The organism is Pseudoalteromonas ulvae UL12 (assembly GCF_014925405.1).
Taxonomy (GTDB): Bacteria; Pseudomonadota; Gammaproteobacteria; order Enterobacterales; family Alteromonadaceae; genus Pseudoalteromonas; species Pseudoalteromonas ulvae.
In genome coordinates this window covers 36,099-54,667 of the sequence record NZ_AQHJ01000029.1, presented here as the reverse complement: position 1 = coordinate 54,667, position 18,569 = coordinate 36,099, and the positions used below count along the sequence as shown (strand labels likewise).

Annotated in this window: 19 protein-coding genes; 3 read left to right on the top strand and 16 right to left on the bottom strand. The window is 40.6% G+C overall.

Annotated features, from left to right (window positions below; translation table 11 throughout):
• Positions 1–26: 26 nt before the first annotated feature.
• The 7 genes from PULV_RS12685 to PULV_RS12655 form a co-directional block, all read right to left on the bottom strand.
• Entirely contained in the window at positions 27–941 is a 915-nt protein-coding gene (locus PULV_RS12685) for a glycosyltransferase (protein WP_193331897.1), read from the bottom strand.
• Complete coding sequence (locus PULV_RS12680) at positions 931–1,806, bottom strand: hypothetical protein (protein ID WP_193331896.1); 876 nt, start codon at positions 1,804–1,806, stop codon at positions 931–933. The genes PULV_RS12685 and PULV_RS12680 overlap by 11 nt, the downstream gene beginning before the upstream one ends.
• The gene (locus PULV_RS12675) at positions 1,803–2,822 is read right to left on the bottom strand and encodes a hypothetical protein (protein ID WP_193331895.1); all 1,020 of its coding nucleotides are present in this window, start codon (positions 2,820–2,822) and stop codon (positions 1,803–1,805) included. Before PULV_RS12675 ends, PULV_RS12680 begins: the two co-directional genes overlap by 4 nt.
• A gap of 1 nt (position 2,823) precedes the next feature.
• Positions 2,824–3,624: a hypothetical protein gene (locus tag PULV_RS12670; RefSeq protein WP_193331894.1), complete on the bottom strand. Its 801-nt coding sequence runs from the start codon at positions 3,622–3,624 to the stop codon at positions 2,824–2,826.
• 341 nt (positions 3,625–3,965) lie between these two features.
• Positions 3,966–4,952, bottom strand: a complete 987-nt coding sequence (locus PULV_RS12665; RefSeq protein ID WP_086744832.1) for a sugar transferase — start codon at positions 4,950–4,952, stop codon at positions 3,966–3,968.
• A 223-nt stretch (positions 4,953–5,175) separates the two neighbouring features.
• Complete coding sequence (locus tag PULV_RS12660) at positions 5,176–6,282, bottom strand: methanobactin export MATE transporter MbnM (RefSeq protein ID WP_086744833.1); 1,107 nt, start codon at positions 6,280–6,282, stop codon at positions 5,176–5,178.
• A complete protein-coding gene (locus PULV_RS12655) occupies positions 6,279–7,031 on the bottom strand; it encodes an MbnP family copper-binding protein (protein WP_193331893.1) in 753 nt (250 codons plus the stop codon). The genes PULV_RS12660 and PULV_RS12655 overlap by 4 nt, the downstream gene beginning before the upstream one ends.
• A 75-nt stretch (positions 7,032–7,106) precedes the next feature.
• Between PULV_RS12655 and PULV_RS12650 the strand changes: the two genes are divergently transcribed.
• Positions 7,107–9,845: a choice-of-anchor B family protein gene (locus PULV_RS12650; RefSeq protein WP_193331892.1), complete on the top strand. Its 2,739-nt coding sequence runs from the start codon at positions 7,107–7,109 to the stop codon at positions 9,843–9,845.
• 81 nt (positions 9,846–9,926) lie between these two features.
• On the opposite strand, the gene PULV_RS12645 is transcribed toward PULV_RS12650, so the two are convergent.
• The 4 genes from PULV_RS12645 to ccoG form a co-directional block, all read right to left on the bottom strand.
• Positions 9,927–10,559: a thiol:disulfide interchange protein DsbA/DsbL gene (locus PULV_RS12645; protein WP_086744836.1), complete on the bottom strand. Its 633-nt coding sequence runs from the start codon at positions 10,557–10,559 to the stop codon at positions 9,927–9,929.
• A gap of 34 nt (positions 10,560–10,593) precedes the next feature.
• Positions 10,594–11,217, bottom strand: a complete 624-nt coding sequence (locus tag PULV_RS12640; protein ID WP_086744837.1) for a thiol:disulfide interchange protein DsbA/DsbL — start codon at positions 11,215–11,217, stop codon at positions 10,594–10,596.
• Positions 11,218–11,229: 12 nt separating this feature from the next.
• Positions 11,230–12,204 carry a serine/threonine protein kinase gene (locus PULV_RS12635; protein WP_086744838.1) on the bottom strand — a complete coding sequence of 325 codons (975 nt, stop codon included), beginning with the start codon at positions 12,202–12,204 and terminating at the stop codon, positions 11,230–11,232.
• Positions 12,205–12,265: 61 nt separating this feature from the next.
• The gene (gene ccoG, locus PULV_RS12630; RefSeq protein ID WP_086744839.1) at positions 12,266–13,690 is read right to left on the bottom strand and encodes a cytochrome c oxidase accessory protein CcoG; all 1,425 of its coding nucleotides are present in this window, start codon (positions 13,688–13,690) and stop codon (positions 12,266–12,268) included.
• Positions 13,691–13,883: 193 nt separating this feature from the next.
• Here ccoG and PULV_RS12625 point away from each other — a divergent pair, with 193 nt between their 5' ends.
• Together PULV_RS12625 and PULV_RS12620 are read left to right on the top strand one after the other, a co-directional pair.
• Positions 13,884–14,234 (top strand): hypothetical protein, encoded by a 351-nt coding sequence (locus tag PULV_RS12625; RefSeq protein ID WP_086744840.1) that lies wholly within the window; start codon positions 13,884–13,886, stop codon positions 14,232–14,234.
• A 1-nt stretch (position 14,235) separates the two neighbouring features.
• Positions 14,236–14,436: a hypothetical protein gene (locus PULV_RS12620; RefSeq protein ID WP_193331891.1), complete on the top strand. Its 201-nt coding sequence runs from the start codon at positions 14,236–14,238 to the stop codon at positions 14,434–14,436.
• 39 nt (positions 14,437–14,475) lie between these two features.
• Here PULV_RS12620 and PULV_RS12615 read toward each other — a convergent pair whose 3' ends face one another.
• The 5 genes from PULV_RS12615 to gspK are packed head-to-tail and all read right to left on the bottom strand — an operon-like array spanning position 14,476 to position 18,567.
• Positions 14,476–15,099 (bottom strand): UPF0149 family protein, encoded by a 624-nt coding sequence (locus PULV_RS12615; protein ID WP_193331890.1) that lies wholly within the window; start codon positions 15,097–15,099, stop codon positions 14,476–14,478.
• 19 nt (positions 15,100–15,118) lie between these two features.
• Entirely contained in the window at positions 15,119–15,877 is a 759-nt protein-coding gene (locus tag PULV_RS12610; RefSeq protein ID WP_193331889.1) for a type II secretion system protein N, read from the bottom strand.
• 1 nt (position 15,878) lies between these two features.
• On the bottom strand, positions 15,879–16,349 hold the full coding sequence (gene gspM, locus PULV_RS12605) for a type II secretion system protein GspM (RefSeq protein WP_193331888.1): 471 nt from the start codon (positions 16,347–16,349) through the stop codon (positions 15,879–15,881).
• On the bottom strand, positions 16,346–17,551 hold the full coding sequence (gene gspL, locus PULV_RS12600) for a type II secretion system protein GspL (RefSeq protein WP_086744845.1): 1,206 nt from the start codon (positions 17,549–17,551) through the stop codon (positions 16,346–16,348). Before gspL ends, gspM begins: the two co-directional genes overlap by 4 nt.
• Positions 17,548–18,567 carry a type II secretion system minor pseudopilin GspK gene (gene gspK, locus PULV_RS12595; RefSeq protein WP_086744846.1) on the bottom strand — a complete coding sequence of 340 codons (1,020 nt, stop codon included), beginning with the start codon at positions 18,565–18,567 and terminating at the stop codon, positions 17,548–17,550. The genes gspL and gspK overlap by 4 nt, the downstream gene beginning before the upstream one ends.
• Positions 18,568–18,569: the final 2 nt, after the last annotated feature.

Genomic DNA, 18,569 nt, shown 5'->3' with positions numbered 1-18,569 from the left:
CTATCGATAACAATTATTTGTCGACCCTAAGAATCGAGTAGCGCTAGCCAATTATGTTTCCATGCACCTTCTGCCGCTTGAGAGTTGTTTGCTTTTATCTTATGCCCTAAGGTTGCTCTCTGGGATTCTGTATAATTTTTGAAGTGAGCCAACGTCACTAAGGTATTGACGAGATCGTGATCGACGAGCTTCAGATCATATTTCGCCTGCAAATAATGCTGGCTTGGAATATCAGTTACAATCGGAAGCAATCCACAACTCATCGCTTCTTGTAAGGCTAGTGATTTTCCTTCTCTAGCACTTAAGCTAATGTAAAAACTACATTTTAATATGATTTTTTCTATTTCAATATGAGTTTTAGCCCCATAAAAAATAATTTTATCACTCCCTTCATATTGGGATTTTAAAACATTTAATAAGCGACCATCACCCACAAGGTGCAGCACCCCTTTCCCATCAAATCTCGACCAAAAATCACACAGTGCATCGACATTTTTAGACTGTTCGAGCCGACCAAAATAAATAGCATCTTGAGAGTGATAATTGGCTTGAGAAATCAAAGATGACTCATTTTCAATGACGATGAAGCCGCTTGAGAATAAACGGTTAAAAATAGACCCACTTACTAACACGACCTTTTTAAGGTAACACGCCATAAACCTAAACAAAAACTCATTGAGCTTTGCATGCTTACCCGGACCATGGAGTACACAAACATCTTTAAATAAATAAAAGCGCGTCAGTGATAATAAAGACGCTCTTGAGTCATGAAAGATAAACTGGTTTTTTCTGTCTAATAACAACTTTAATAGCGATAACTTTTCTTTAAATGTACTATTTTTTAGAGCAATAAACTCTATACCCAATTGCGTTTTCATTTTTCGGACATAGATTTCAGCGCCACCAAATGATTTATCACTCCATAAAATGTTATAAATCATAATCGTTTAAGTGCTCCTTAATTTGCGTCACATAATCACCATTTTGATTTGTCTTCACTCTCGGTTCTTCAAGCCATTCGCCTGAGCTTTGCAATTTAAACATTAGCTTTGCTGAAAAATTAAAATCTAACAACGCTGAGTTGTACCCTGCAATAATCCTAGCATGTTGATAAATGGCATCCACCACCTGAAATTGCGATAAGCCATTAAACTTACTCACACAAGAGCGTGGATGAAGTTTAACTAAGATGGGTCCTTCAATTTTGCGAGCAAGGCTGAGAATCAACTGCCGCTCTTCTGCTTCACTGATGCCTAATGTAGTTGTTAAAGGTTCATCGACATAAAAGCAATTCACTGACTCTAACGATATATCGGGTTCAATAACCACACCGTATTTATTCACCCGAGGAGGCTCGCACTTAATAAAACTCACATCTTGTAAACCATGAGTATGGCTTTGCCATTCATCCCGATATGCATCAGTAAAATAAAACACTAAAATTCTTGGGGAATCACCCTTTCGTGCCATGGGTCTACCGACCTTTAAGCGCCCCATAGAGACGAGCCACTTACATACTTTCTTAAAATTGGTGAAAAAATATGAAATAGGCACGACTTCACGACGTGGATTTTTTGCATGTTGCATAATCACGATATTTTCAACCGTCTTAACGGCCAACTTAAATGCGCTAATATCTGGCGGCCTTCTTCCCCAAATAAAGACCGTTTTTGCTTGCTTAAACTTACAACGAGTAAATACCGACTTAAACTCCTCATGAAAGTAAAACTCACAATCGTGTTCAAGTATATCTTCAGTAAATCTCTTCTTCTCAAGGGGATTAATGTTCACAGATAAGTATTTCATTTAAGCCTGTCTGACTTTGTTAGTATTTGTTTCACAACCATCCATAATAAAGGATCTGTAAGCGGTATTTTGGTCACTACGAGCGTGCTAAAAAGAGGTTGTTTGAAGCAGCTATATATAAACAGAAAAACGACGAATAAACCTACGACTCCGAACATAATAATGCTTGAAAACAACGGACCTAAATCGAACACTACAAATTGCTTTAATTCTATCTCCGACAGTCCCAACAAAGGGAGAGTCTCTATATATAAATTAACAGCCTGAAAACGAGTCACATCTGTAAAACCTGACTGAGCATACACATTTATTTTATAGAGCATAAACTCGATAACGATATAACCCACATAGGCAACAACAGGAATAAGAACGGTAAATATCGCTATTTTTAATTTGAATTTAATTGGTGATTTTATCATTAAATAACCAATGAAAATTAACGATACTGCTGCCGCTGCAGAAAAACTTAACAAAGAAAAAAACAATATATACAGCTTGGTATAAAAGTACTCTTCGGGTTCTAATATTTGTATCAGCAATACGATTGCAAGTAAGTGGTATGCATATGTAGAAGGCTCTTGATACACACCTGAACCTCTAAAACGAATCATTTCAAACGCCCCGGTTAAATGACGAGACTCTCCATATATAAATTTGGCAACAATATCAAAATCTAATAAGAAAATTGAAATTAGTGACACCAAAAATGCAAAAATATGAAAATTGGCCACTCTAACCCAGTCAAGTGTCTTAATGGTAAAATCAAATAAAACTAAGCTGACTGATAAAGAGCAATATAAAATAATCAGCACTTTTCCCGGTTCATTTTTAAACAAGAAAGATAGGCTAGTAAGTAAAAATATTATTACTAGGCCAACTAACAACCTTTGTAGGGGTATTTTTTTAAATTGTGTTAAAGCGATTAATATTGCAAATGGAAAAAACAACTTTAATCCAACAAAAGGTAACGGAACCGTCGCTAGACTAATACAGAAAGCATACATCAAACTGGTCATATTAATGTTTATTCATTACATAGTAAAAACGATAAGCGCTATGTGTGACTACAATTGAGAAAATATAAAAGATAATTGCCAGTTTCTGACTTTTCACATCGCCAACGAAGTTAAACAGCAAAAAAGTGACTGTACATATCATTCCTGCGGCTACATTGGCATAAATAGCACTTAATGATCTACCTGCATGATTTAATAATAAATTGAAATGCCCAAATCTGTAAACACACCATTCCATCATCATAAAAGCTATAAAATAGGCGGCATAAGTTGCAGGCAGCAATACTAAACTTGCGAGCAAGCCGATTACCAAAAAACACCACAAAAAATGCTGTTGTTTTAACTTTAATTGAGTAAACCCATGCAATCGTTCTTCTCTAGGTAATAAATCTAAACTTTTCATATTGAGTAATAATAACGATCCAAACATTCCTGATATAAAGGCGCTCAACTTTATTAAAATTAATAAGTCAGCATTATTTGGAATCGATATCGCAATTGTAAACCAAATTATTAGCGGAATTAAAAATGTAGCCAGCACATCTAAGGTAAATTTCCCGATATTTAATCGATAAGAAAATATCAAGGTGAGCGAGGGGCGAAAATAAAACACTGTAAATATAAAAATAATGGCAATTAACAGTTGAATGTAAATGATAAATGATTCTTTAAACACCCAAAGCGAACAAAAAAAGCCAACGAGTAACAAAAGGTTAACCAATCCATTTTGCCATAAAAAACCACCCCGCACACCAGAGCGAATAAGGTGTGAGCCAAAATTGAAGCAAATTGCCATAATCACCGCGATATTTGTGACCACATAAGCCGTGTTATCAAACCAAAACAAAGGCTGAATTAAAACAACAATAAATAACTGCACTAGCAATATTTGTTTATATAGAGCTAATCGCGCCGATTTATCCGCTAATCCTTGAGAAATAACTGGGAAACCGAGCCGAAAAAAAGGCGTTAAAAAAGGGGCAATAACGATGATATCAATCAATATAGATTGCGTATTTAAGGAGCCAAAGTCAGATGCGCCTTTTAATAATAAAAACAAAAATACCGCAGGTAAACTGCGGTAAGAAATGTCTAATAATTTACTTTTTAAGTTTGAGCTATTAATGTTCACAATATTAACGATTAATTACCCAATGCTAAGATTACAGTTTTAACTGTTCTAATGAATATTTTGAAATCTAACCACAAACTATAATTTTTAATATAATGCATGTCATATCTATGCTTCCACATTGCATCATCCAACGATGAGCCATACGCATATTTTACTTGGGCAAGTCCAGTAATACCTGGTTTTACAGCATGGCGTAATGAATAATAGGGGATTTCTTGTTCTAACTGTTCAATAAAAAAACGTCGCTCTGGGCGCGGGCCAATTAAAGACATTTCTCCGCGTAAAACATTGAGCAACTGAGGCAACTCATCAATGCGAGTACAACGAATAAACCGACCAACGCGAGTAACTCTTGGGTCGTTCTTTGTTGCCCATTGAGCTCCTTTCTCTTCAGCATTAGTAGACATAGATCTGAACTTAATAACATCAAACTCTTTATTAAATTGACCTACCCTAGCTTGACGATAAAAAATAGGGCCCTCGCTTCCCACTTTAATTGCAACAGCTGTAAGCAACATAACCGGAAAAGTCAGGATAAGTAGCAAAGCGGCAAAGAGAGACTCTACACTTTGCTTTATTATTTTAACAAAAGAACTATTTAACAACTTGGAAGGCTGGCTAGTTAATAAACAACTGCTTGTAAGCAGAGATATTTCAGTATAACCCTGAGTCTTTTCAATATAATTTATTAATGAGTCAACGCGCTGACCACGCGCCAAACATTCATTAAGGTAGTCTTTTTGGCTATCTGCCAGTTTTTCATGCTGAAAATATAACAACACATAACGACTAGGTAATATGTCAAAATTATCCAGTACTGAAATAGATGGGTGTTCAGATAGGAAAGACTGAATACTACTTATTTCTGAATGAGGGCAAATTAAAAAAACAGGTAACCCTGGAGATGATCGCAAACCCTTTGATAATTTGGATGCATTGACGTTTTGCGTCGTATTGACTGCCGTCTTTTTATACTCTAAAACTCTACTAATCATCTATAAATTCACTAAATACTACATTAGTTATAGATACCACTTCGTCCCAGAGTTATATTTATTTCCGTCTAAAAATATCAAAACTTTAACAATAAAGTAACATATGCCAGAAACAGAAACAAAATGCAACTTTTTTATGAGCTAAACATGCAAAACTGCACTATTAATATACCCCTTAAGCATGTCAATTTTATTACACATTACTGAAACGATAATGTAACTTTCAAAAAGGGGAGCTCAGTGCAGGATTTTTGAGAAACTGTTGATCTGTCAAAGAGTGTAAAAACAAGAGTAAGTCTGTTTTTTCTTGCTCTGTGAGTTCAAAGCCTGTCACAAATGGGCTTTTTTGTGGATGAGTACGTCCGTCACCAGCAAACGGCCCTGACGTTATCTCTCGCCCACCCGAAGCATACAAATCAATCACTTGGGACAATGTCGCCACACTGCCATCATGCATGTAAGGCGCGCTCAAGCTAATATTGCGCAATGTCGGGGCACGAAATGCGCCATTATCACGGGGGTCGAGAGTGAGTTCAGCTAAACCTAAATCTTTTTTAGGATAAGAGCCTTTTACCTGATATAAGCCAGTATTATGAAACGGGCGACGATCGAGTAGTTGCTTTTCATGACTGGTTGATTGGGTAAAATTAAAGCCACCATGGCAATGGTGGCACTCTAAGCGCTCAGAAAAAAACAAATTCATGCCTCTTAATTGGCTCTCGTTCAATGCTTCATCATCAAGCTGATACGCATAACGATCAAAGGCACTATTAAAAGATATGAGACTGCGCACAAAGCTGGCTATCGCTTGATTAATTTTATTAAAACTAATCTCATTATCGCCAAATGCGGCGCGAAAACGCACTTGATACTCAGGTGTATTAAAGCGCGCTAACACTTGTTCTTCATGACCGGTAATGCCCATCTCTACGGGCTCTTCACCAAACATAGGTAACAACATTTGTCGCTCAATCGAATCAAGACTCGGGTGCGCCCACGTGAGTGTTTTGTTATAGGCAATATTGACCAAAGCCTGCGCGTTGCGGCGATGCAATTGCCCTGTTGATCCGATTGATACTGGTAGAGCTTCAGCAAATGCATGCTGTTGCTGATGGCATGATGCACAGCTTTGTGTCTGATTAGCTGACAGCTGCGGGTCATAAAATAAAAACCGCCCTAAGGCGACTTTTTCATCACTCATTGGGTTATCTGCAGGTACTTGAGGTTTAGGAAACCCCTTGGGGATTGGCCATTGATATTCTTTAACTTGCGCTGGTTGATCGCACCCAACCAGAGTCAACAATAGCAGTAATCCAAACAAATATTTCATTGATAAAACACCTTCTGGTGCTGCAATTGCTCAAATAAACGCTGACAACTGGACGTATTCACATCACTCATACACCTGTTTTCTTGCATCAACTGCGTGCCGGTTAATAACACCCCTAAATCAATCAAAATTGGCTTATCTTGATTAAAATCTTCAATCGTTATCCGAAATAGATTGTCGTGCTGGCAAGGTGTGATGGGTGCGCGCAAACTCGATACAGCATCACAACCTGTCGAGCCTAAATGAAAAGAGAATGTGTCAACTTTTACGGCATTCACTAAATCTAAACGGAAAAATTTATGCCCCATTTGCCAACTCCAAAACATATCGGCTTGATCCAATGGCGCTTCAGCAGTCAGGGGGTTGGCATGATTTAACGCAAATGGCACACCTAAGTCAAAACTCAGTACATCACCAGCGCTTAACGCCTCACCTTGTGCCGTTAAGCGCCAATAATCGGCCACGCGGCACTGCCCGCCCACTAAGCCCAACCGAGCATTACTATTAACTGAAGGGAGCAATGTCAAAGAATGTGAGTCACCTGCTCGCTCTCGTGCAATATTGGCAATAAAAAATTGGAGTGTGTTTATTTGCCAGCCTGTATGCTGCTCAAGTGGCAAAAAATCATCACATGCCAGTGGCACCCCTTGGTAAACAGGTATAAATTCTAAATCAATGTCTTGAGGCTCTTTGCAAGCAACTAACTGCAGACAACATAAAATAACCAACAAAGCTTTACAAAATTGCACTTGTACCTCAACGAATAAACAGATAGCTTGTTAATAAAATGGCAACAAATACAATTATAAACACAGGAACCCGCGATGAACCAGCACTCTTTTTTAATCCCAATAGGGCTTGGCTTACTGTGCAGCAGCCAACTAGTTTTTGCTCATGCCGAGCATGATAAAGCCAGATATGTGGCACAAAGTGGTAAAGATGCTGGCCAATGTGACAACCCAGTTCGACCTTGTAAAAGCATCCATTATGCAGTTAGCCAAGCCAACAAAGGCGACAAAGTCTTGGTTGCCAGCGGTGAGTATCCTCTCAGTAACGAATCAGATCTGTTTTATTTGCAAAGCCAATTGGTGCCAGTAAAAGGCGGATTTAATAAATTTGACCATTTCCAAGTGCAAAGCCCTGATGTGAACCCAACCCTTTTAACCGGTGTCCCTGAAGCGCTTAGAGAGAGCCTGACACAAGCTGGCTTTAAAGTGATGGCCGACCGTAAAGGCGAAGCCATGTCCGAAGCATTAACGCAACGACTCGCCAATTTCGAAATGCTTAGCCAAGCACAGCAAAACTTAACCTGTAACAATGGTAAAGCAGGTAATTTTGCCTGTCATAACGTTGACTTAGTTTCTCACACTCCGATGCCATCGGGAGTGTCTGGCTCTGACGTATGGGGGCACGTTGATTTAAATACCGGCACTGAATACGCCATAATGGGCTACAACACCGGCACAAAAGTGTTTAGCTTAGCCGATCCGCTTAACCCAGTTGAAATCGGCCATATTAATGGCAGCAATACAAGCTGGCGAGACATTAAAGTCTATCAATATTACGACGCCAACTTTGCCAGCTATCGCGCTTATGCCTATGTCACCTCAGAAGGCAGCGACGGCATACAAATTATTGATTTAAATAACTTACCGCAATCGGTCAGCCTAGCGAAACGCAATAGCACGGTCAGCTCCTCTCATAACATTTACATCAGTAATATCGACTACACCCTCAATAGTAAATTAACCCATGCGCAGCCTGCGATTCAAATTGTTGGCGCCAATTCATTTGGCGGCGCGTTTACCAGTTATTTATTGAATGATCCGGTTAATATCGAGCGGGTTTATACTCCCGCCGTGTCACTTCGTAGTAATTACACTCACGATGCCACCTCTTTACTCATCGATGATGAACGCAATCAACGAGATTGCGTTAATGGCAATGCGCTTGGTTGTACTTTACTAGTCGACTTTAATGAAAATGAAGTTCGCTTTTGGGATGTCACCAACCCACAAGATACACAAGAGCTCAGTAAAATTGGCTATAATGATGTCGATAAAGCTTACCAATATGTGCATTCTGGCTGGTTTAGTGACGATAAACAGTATGTCTTTGTACATGACGAATGGGATGAAAACTATGGCGGGCTAAACACCACAGTCCGAATCTTGAATATTGAAGATCTCAACACACCAACTCTTGCGGGCAAGTGGCAAGGGCCTACGCAAGCTATCGATCATAATGGCTTTGTTCGTGGCAATCGCTATTACATGTCAAACTACGAGCGCGGTTTAACTATTTTAGACATCACAGATGCAACCAACCCAAAAGAAGTCGGCTTTTTTGATTCCTTCCCAAGTTCTAACAACAATTCCTACCATGGCGCATGGGGGGTTTACCCATATTTACCTTCAGGCCTGATTTTAATCAGTGACATTAATAGTGGTTTGTATGTGTTGCGAGAGCATACACGTGATGTCACACAAGGCAGTCTCTCGTTTGAACAAGCCGCTATCGACACAGAACGCGACACAACCGCGACAATTTCAGTCACGCGCAGTGGCGATGGCACAGCGACTCAAGTTGGCTATGAAACCATACCAGGTAGTGCAGAGCATGGCATTGACTACCAAAGCGTAACTGGGACGCTCGTTTGGAACACGTCAGATATGAACGCTAAAACGATTCAAATTCCCATTTTACCTGCCACGCCTGAAGCACTCAAACAGTCCTTTTTTGTTCGCTTATTCGATCCAAAAAATGGCGCAACACTTGGACAACACCATTACTTGAGAGTCAATCTTTCTGGCAAGCTCAATAGCGGTAAAGTCAGCTTTGCAAACATCAAAACCACCATCGCAGAAAACCAAGCACAATATCAAATCACCGTGCTTAGAAACGGCGGCAGTGAAGGTGAATTGAACATTGAGTATCAGGTTAACCCGCTCACTGCATCATCCAATGATATTAATGCCGAGCAAGGAACACTAACTTGGGCTGATGGCGATACCAGCAATAAAACCATTACAGTGCAATTAATCAATGATGATGAATCAGAGCCTAATGAAGCCGTTGAGATTGTCTTAAGTCACCCGAATGATTCTAGCCTGATTGAACAAGCACGCTTTGAGTTTACAATTCTCGACGATGAAAACAATCAAGCTCCTGTTGTCGATGCCGGCCAAAATTTTGAAGAATCAACAAATGTGACTTTCAATCATCAAGGTGCACAAGTCAGTGATCCTGAAGGGGATCAGCTCACTTATAATTGGCTCAAAGTTTCGGGCCCTGCGGTCACTCTGACACAAACGAGTGAGCCAATTGTCAGCATTCAAAGTAGCAACGAAGCAGGCGACTTAGTGTTAGAATTGACCGCAACCGATGAACGAGGAGCAAGCACAAGTGATACGTTAACCATCAAAATAGTCGGTTCAACGGTCACACCGCCTCCAGTCGACCCTGTAGTACCTGTCGAACCACCCAAAAGCAGCTCGGGTGGCGCAGTGTCCTTTTTTGGCTTGTTCGCCTTACTAATTGCACTAAGAAGACGCTTCAGCTAACACTGACTGAATGAATACATCAGCTACAAAAAAGCCCTCAAACGTTAACGCTGAGGGCTTTTTAAATGCAGCTAAACAGTATTATTTATTGTTTAAATAGGTAATTAACTTATTCATATCTTCTGCAGAGGCAATGCCTGTTTTACCGCCAAAGTTAATTTTATACTGGCCATTAACAATAAACGTTGGCACTGATGCAAGTGCGCCTTTTTCTTTAAAGAAGTCCTGATCGCGCTTCATTTTTGCCGCTTTAGTTCTGACCGAAAAACCTTGGTACAGCTTATCAAATTTATCAGCATCCACACCTTGTGCAACAAAGATATCTTTCACATCAGCAACATCATTAAACTTATTACGCTTACCGTGGTAATGATTAAAAATCGCCGCAATAATTTTATCTTTTTGTGGTAAGACTTCAGCGGTAGCAAGTGCTTGGGTCAACATTTGCTGATTTTCAGCTGTATTTCCACCCATAAAATCAACATGACTTTTCTTAAACGCGATATCTTTAGGTAATAACGTTTTTAAGTCATACACCACTTGTTCAAAGTTATTACAGGCTGGACAGTAAAAAGAGAAAAACTCTTTTACTTCTGGTTTTTTACTCGCACGGTCAGAAATCACCTCATAGTGCACACCTTCTTCGTAATCGGCCGCCATTAATGCAAACGGTGACATTAGTGCTGCTAAAATCAATCCTGTGACAAACTTCATGCTTTGTATTCTCCACTCATTATGATTATTAAAATTATTTTTCTAGTAAAAAGCTAACTAGTTGATTGAACTCTTCTTGAGAGCTCACTTCATGGTAATTCACTTTGTATTTACCATTTACGATAAAGGTAGGCACGCCAGATAACGCACCTAAATCACTGTATTTTGTTTGTGCTGCCGCCATTTCATTGATTTGCGCTTCAATTGGCATAGTAAACGCCAAATCATCAAACTCTTTGCCTTCAAAGCCATTGAGCACAAACAGGTCACGCACATCTTTGATTGAATCAAACTGAGCGCGATCACGGTGAATATAGTTAAAAATAGCGGCACTCATTTTATCAGCAACCCCTTTTTCTTTAGCAACTAAATAACCACGAGATAAAATCGTTTGCTGCTCTTTATTCAATCCACGCAAAAAGTCGACGTGGCTTTTCTGTAGCTCAACTCCTGCAGGTAATTGTTGCGCTAATGCAATCGCTACCGGCTCCATTTTGTAACAGTGCGGACAGTAATAAGAGAAAAACTCGGTAACTTGTGGCTTGGCACTTTTGGCGGTATTGATTTCGACATAATGTTTGCCAGCCTCAAACTGACCAGCCCAAACAGCTAAAGGCATCAGGCACATTAATAAAGTCAGTGAAATTTTTTTAATCATAATCGTCTCTTCTTAAGGCATTAAACTAAGCGCAGGCTCTTGTAATGCTGATAATTGCTCTTTTAGAGCTAAGATTTGTTGTTCCCAGTATTTGTCTGATGCAAACCACGGAAAGTTCCGTGGAAAAGCAGGATCTTGCCAACGTTTAGCAACCCACCCCATGTAATGCACCATACGAAGCGCTCTAAGAGGCTCAATCAACTTAAATTGCTTCGCATCCAAAGGACAAAACTCCTCATACGCTGCAACTAACGTATCAAGCTGCATCAGCTGGTTTTGGCGATCGCCACTGAGCATCATCCATAAATCTTGGATAGCTGGCCCCATGCGACTATCGTCCAAGTCAACAAACCTTAGCTGATCATTGGTCCACATAATATTGCCTGCATGACAGTCACCATGCAAGCGAATGAGATCAGCCGCATGGTATTGTTGCGCAACATGCTCAATCACTAAATCTAAAATGGTATAAAACGAAGTGGTGAGTGTCATGGGGATCAAATCACTTGCCACCAAATGCGCGCGTGCTTGATGCAAATATTCTTGAGTCGTAATAGTTGGGCGATGGCTAAATGGCTTAGCTTTCGCTGTTTGATGCATCCGACCAATAAGTCGTCCAAGCACATCAAGCTGGTCGAGGTTATCGACCTCAAAAATTCGCCCGCCCACACTTGGAAATAACGTAAACAAATAACCTTGGTGACTAAATAAACTCTCGTTATCTCGCAAAATCGGCGCGACAACTGGCACTTCAGCGTCCGCAAGCTCAAAAGCAAATGCATGCTCTTCTTTGATCTGCTGCGCGCTCCAGCGTTCAGGACGGTAAAACTTTGCGACATAACGAAGACCATCTTCTGCCTTAAATTGATAGACTCTGTTTTCGTAGCTATTAAGCGCCAGCAATCCTGATTCGGCATAAATACCCACAGACTCGACCGCATCTAAAATAAGGTCAGGGGTTAAATCATTAAAATTAAATTGACTCATAGTTCACCGTAAAAAAAACGAGGCATGTGCCTCGTTTGAGAGTTTATCATTATTCGTGGGTTTAACGCCCTTTAAAGAAGTTACTCGGTTGCGCAATGCGACTGTCCGGGGTGTCTTTATTGAATAAAACAAAGTTGAATTCTGTCACTGGCTTCTTCAAATCATATGGGTCTATCGCGATAGAAAGCGGTAAACTGTATGACTCACCAGCTTTAATATGCACTTCTTGTTTGCCCAAATAATTAAAATGCGCTAATCCTTCGATTTCAATATTGTAATATTGGTCTTGTTGCGACTTATTTAATATTTTGAGGGTATAGGTATTTTCAACTAAACCTTCATTTGTCATTCTAAATAGCTGATTTCGATCGCGAATAATATCCAAATCCATTGGCTTGCGACTAATGATGTCAGCAGCCAACACGCCAATCATAATGATCAATACTGCGCTATAACCTATCAATTTTGGTCGCACTGCTTTGGTATTTTTTCCGCTGCTTAGATTGCGCTCAGTCGTATATGCAATTAGCCCTTTGGCATAATTCATTTTATCCATAACGCCATCACATGCATCGATACAAGCACCACAGTTGATACATTCATACTGTAAGCCATTACGGATATCGATTCCGGTTGGACAGACTTGCACACATAAGTTGCAGTCAATACAGTCACCCAGACCAAGTGTTTTTGGATCTTGTTTACGTCCTCGTGGCCCTCTACTTTCGCCACGAGCCGCATCATAAGTTACAGTAAAGGTGTCTTTATCAAACATGGCAGATTGAAAGCGTGAGTATGGGCAAATGTGCAAACACATGATTTCACGCATCCAGCCTGCATTCCCATAGGTACACACAGTGAAAAACAACACACAACCAACCGCATAGGCACTCGCCTGCCAAGTAAAAAAGTCCACCATTAATTGTGCTATTGGAGTGAAATACCCAGCAAAGGTTAATGAGGTAAATAAAGAGAAAGCCACCCAACTACTGTGTTTTGCCGTTTTGCGCCAAAATTTATCAAAATCCATCGGCCGTTGATCGAGCTTTTTACGCTGATTTGCACTGCCCTCAAACTTTTCTTCAAACCAAATAAAAATAAAAGTCCACACTGTTTGCGGGCACATATAACCACACCAAACCCGACCATAAAATGCGGTCACCAGAAATAAAGCAAATGCAGCAATAATACAAATCCAAGCCAATATGGTTAGATCTTGTGGCCAAAGCGTCATACCAAAAATATTGAATTTTTGTGCAAAAATATCAAACAAAATCGCTTGCTGACCATTAAAGGTTATCCAAGGCAGTAACATAAAAGACAGCATAGCGATAAAGCCTAACCGCTGGCGCAACATTTGATGTAAGCCATTCACCGCCCTAACATAAATTCTGTTTCTAGGATTAAATCGATCGGACTTATCTGGGTTCGGCGGCTGAATTTTTACATCAACCGGAATATTCTTAATGTCTATTTTCTTGTCCATCGACGTTCCTCGACCCTTTGGATAAACTAATTTGAGTATAAACAACTGCGCAATAAATGTGTCGCTTGAGCGCGAAGTTATCTTTACAATGCCCCTTGTTACGAAACTAATACCGAAAACGCCCGTAACTGAATTGCATTTTATTACAATCGTTGTATAAATGTTGAAATTAGATCAAGAAACAGAGTGATTTATGAAGAATTTTTTTATATTTGTAGTCATCATCTTAGCGTTACTAAGTATTGACCACCCGACAATTAAAGAACCTCGCGACAAACTCTTTGAACAAATTACAGGCAAGCTCAGCGATTCAACAAAACTGCAAAAAGAAAGCTTAGCAAAAGACGTGAGAATCGAGATCATAGACACCATTCGCTTACGAGAAAAAGAGCGGATTCATATTGAAGAAACCACCACGTCGGATGACAAAGTCATTGCTTGGCACAAACGTTATTGTGATCAGCGCGATCTGAACCCGTTTTTCTATGGGGATAAATTACGCCAAGTCTGCCAAATTATGGCCACTCGCATAAAGCGCAAATAATATGGACTTCTCAGCACTGAATAAATCATCCGCCAAATCATTTAATGATCAAAAAGCGACGATTAAAAAACTGATGCAAGGTCGCTCGGTGCCCTGCCCGATATGCAAACAGAATATCCGCTTATTCTTACCACAACAAAGTGCCAACCCGGGCGCCCGCTGTGATAAAGGCTGTACGGATATCGCGTTAGATTTCGCATAAAAAAAGGAAGCCACGCTTCCTTTTTTTATTTAACCTTGTTTATTCCCAACCTTCTTGATCAAATAAGCCACTTTGCAAAGCAGCCATTTCGACCAACTCGGCAAAACCAAGCGCAAAATCAGGCATTAAAGAAATCATATTGGTCAAATAGACGTCATCTGGCATCGAGAGCTGTTTTGCATTCGAAGCTATCTGTTCTGGCTGCGCGAGCACAGATAAACAATTAAATGCCAATGTAAAACTTTCATTTAATTGCTGATCAAGTTGACCGCTTTTCAAAATATCACTGACATAGTCAATCGCACCGAGTGCAAAACCTAAACACCAAAGCTGACCATCTCCTTGGGTTTGATCTTCAATACATTGCCCAGCCAACGTTTTAAGATAACTCGGTAATACAAATCCCGTTTCAAAGACTTGCTCACTCATCTCATTATGAAGCGCCATTAATGCAAATAATTGATCTTCCGATAGTGCACTAATATCTTCACCGATCACTTGCTTGACCCATACATCCATTTCAAGTGGAGCTGGGGCACAAATTAAGGCGAACAAATACCCTTCGAGCTGAGCAAATGGCATCGCTTTGCCAGCAAGCTCAGGGGAAGTGAGCCACGCAGCTAGCGCCTGCTTTTCATCGGATGTTAAATGAAGTTGTTGCACCGTATCAAAACCTTTTTAATTAAAAACGAAGCGTGTAACGCCCTTGGGCATCAGCACGGCCTAAAAATTTCACTGCGTTATGAACATCTCGCGGCAATGACTCAGCAGGTTTAACAAACCCTGAAGCGGCCAATTGATTTGGACCCGATAACACCGCATTAAGCTCAAGCCCTAATTCATTATCAGGCTCAATCTTTAATGCCACCCCTCCTTCTTGGCAGGAAGCTTCCCCTAAAATCGTATCAAGACTAAACCAGCCTGAAGTACCTTGCACTGAGACATCTTGAGTCATCAAGTCCCCTTGCAGTAATTCACAGTATGGAGCCCCTAACTGATAAAGCGGGATATCAGCCAACAAGCGGCCTTTGATATTAATAGGTAGTGGTAATTGCAGTTGGCTAATCACAGTTTGTAAAGGAGCGCGTAACAATGTATTTGATAATGTCAGCTGCGCGTTAAACAAACCATAATTGATCTCACTTTTTCCTGATAACAATTGAGCCTGCTTCGCATCACCAAAGGTGACGGCCAATTTCGCTTGCCCAAGGAGTAATGTTCCTCCAGACAACTGCCAATCTACACCTTGGATATACGTGCCCTGATAGAGAAGTTCGCTAACTCGGCCTTGCCATAATGTGCCCGATACATCGCCGATTTGTAACTGCTTTGGCAAATATGGCTGCGCAGCACTTACCGCAATATGTGCTGGCATTAAACACACAATAAAAAATAACCAAGAGACCATAAACAGGATGACTAAAAAGATCGTTTTTTTCATATTACTTCTCAATTACCAAACGGTTTACCTTCACAAATCCAGGACTATCATGCTTGCTCAGTTCAACATTGGTGATCATCACTCCGTGTTGAGCGGTTAATTCTGCTAACCAATCGACCAATTTATTAAACTCGACAGTATCGATACTCACCCGCAAGCTATCATCTTTTGGCTGCATCCGGTTAATAGTGATGTTATAGCGATTTTTACTGGTATTAACTAGGCTACTCAACGACGCCGAACTAGACACAGCACGAGGGTTACTGGCTTTGATTTTCTGAATACTTGTTTGCAACCACACCGCTAATTGTTGCTGGCTGGCGAGCTCTTTTTCAGCTTTTGCTAATGCGGCATTCAAAGGGCGAATCACACCCATCACCAACACAAACAAAACAAATACTCCACCCGCAATGCTGAGTAGTTTTTGCTCTTTCGCATTTAAGGATTGCCAATATTTAACTACCTGATTCATGCTTGAACCCTCACTTTTAGCTCTCCTACAACCGTATCACCTTCGTTATTTAACCCACCTTGCTCAACAGTTAAACCCCGTTTTTCTAGCTCGGTTTTTACTTGGTTAAAACTTTGGAAGTCTTTACCGACCGCTCTAAAACGTAATTCTTGTCGCTTGGCATCATAACGTAATGACTCAGGATGGAATGCTTTGACCGATGAAAATACAGGCACTACCGACTCCATCAATGCTAAGAAATCACTTTCTGACTCACCATCAACTGCCGCGAGTTTGTTTCGGATTTGATTACGAATTAAATGAAAACGAACCTTACTGCCAGGAAAGGCCGACAAATACTGCGCAGTAATGTCTGCTTCACTTTGTATTAACTGCTGATTAATTTGATACAAGGCAGTTGCTTTAAAGCCCAAGGATAAAACCAATGCCACAGAAGCTGCAATCAGTGGTGCCCGCCAAGTGCGCCAAAACGGCGAGCCTTGTTTTTTAACCTTGTACTGACCTTGTAATAAATTAAATGTGCAGTGAGGTAATTGACGCGCGAAAATTGCTAAAGGGAGGTCAACATCATCAGGATTTGACTCTAAGTTCACCCCAGTAAAATCACACGGCGAATAATGACGAACCGTCTCCACTTTTTGCGCATGAAGATACATCTCCAACCAAGGGCGCTCTACTTGCGCAATATGCCAAGGCATCCCTCTAAACAACCATTTTCCATCAAGTTCGATAGCACTAACATGGTGTTCATCTTCTGGAAGCGGCAATAACATCGCATCAGGAAGGACTTTGCTCGGCGCTAATCCATGCGAGGTTAAACACTCCAGCCACTGCGTCATCCATTGTTCATCGACAATTGCCACATCAAGCTGGTGTTTATCGTCAATATTATGTGCTTGCCCAACAGCAATAAATACATCATCAATATCGCTGGCGATTTCATCTTCAATAATAAATGGCAGTGCCTGCTGAAGTTTCGCGCCCCATTTACTCGGTAACGTGACTCGCTTTAATTGCGCTTGTGATGCGGGTAACAACAAGACACACTCTCGACCTTGTGCTTTATCAGTTAATGCATCTAATTCATCTGCGCCATCTAGTGTGCCACTGGCGATAATTTCGTGTTCTGCTTGCGACCAAATTAGCCAATTAATGGCTGCCGATTGGCTACCATTTACTCTTATTATTAATGCTTCTGTCACTGTACGGCTCCAAATTTTCGCGCCAGTATGGTTACGTTATCTTTATCATCGACATAAAACTGAGTCGTCAATTGAAAACGACTTTCAGCATAAGTGGCAGTTGCTGCCAGCTGAAAATAGTTACTATTTATAACAATTCTTGGGTCGGGATTAGCCAAATTTTTCGGGTTACTCGCTTTAGCTTCATTATAAAAATCAGCAAATGAGTCCCAGCCGCCATCGGGTCTTGCCGATAAAATTGAACTGGCTGCACTAGCATCAACATCAATCAGCGCCGCCAAAATAACACTGCTCTCTTGGGGAATGGTATTGACATTAATTGCCATTAAATCACTCCCTGGGATCACACATAAAAAAGGAGTTAATTTTTTCATCACTAGCGGGTTAAACCCTTTGATAACCCGTAACTCTGATATCGATGCTAAAAAATGATTCGCAGTTAAATATGGCGTACTGCGCGATAAATATTCATCTTCTTCTGCACCATCTCGATAGGTATTACTATTGGCGTCAACCCAGTCCAGTACGCTATCGGCTAACGCTTGCGGGGTCTCGTCAATCGGCAAGTCATCCATACTATCTATTAACGCAAACAAGGCTTTATGCCCATCGTTTGTTGAATTAGACGGCGCACCAGGGGCTGTTGCCGCGCGTAGCGCATTTAAATTTAAACAACCTTGTAAGTCCGTAATTTTACCACTAATTGTTCCTCCCCCTTGAACTGGAAGAGTCGTTTCATCTGCAGCCCAAACTTGATCTAAACTGGTTTTATTCTTATTTTTCGCTTTAGATTCTTTAATTACTTTTTTGGCTAAGGACTCTGCAGCGTAACCGAACCATTTCGCTTGCTGATAATCTTGCAGGTTACTACTTTTTTGCACCTGCACCATTAGTCGGCTACTCATCTCAACAGCTAACGTCGCAGCCAGAGCCACGACAAACAAAACAATGACTAACGCAGCCCCTTGTTGCGAGTGAGTATTTGCAGTTATGTGCCTAGATTTAACATATCCCATGG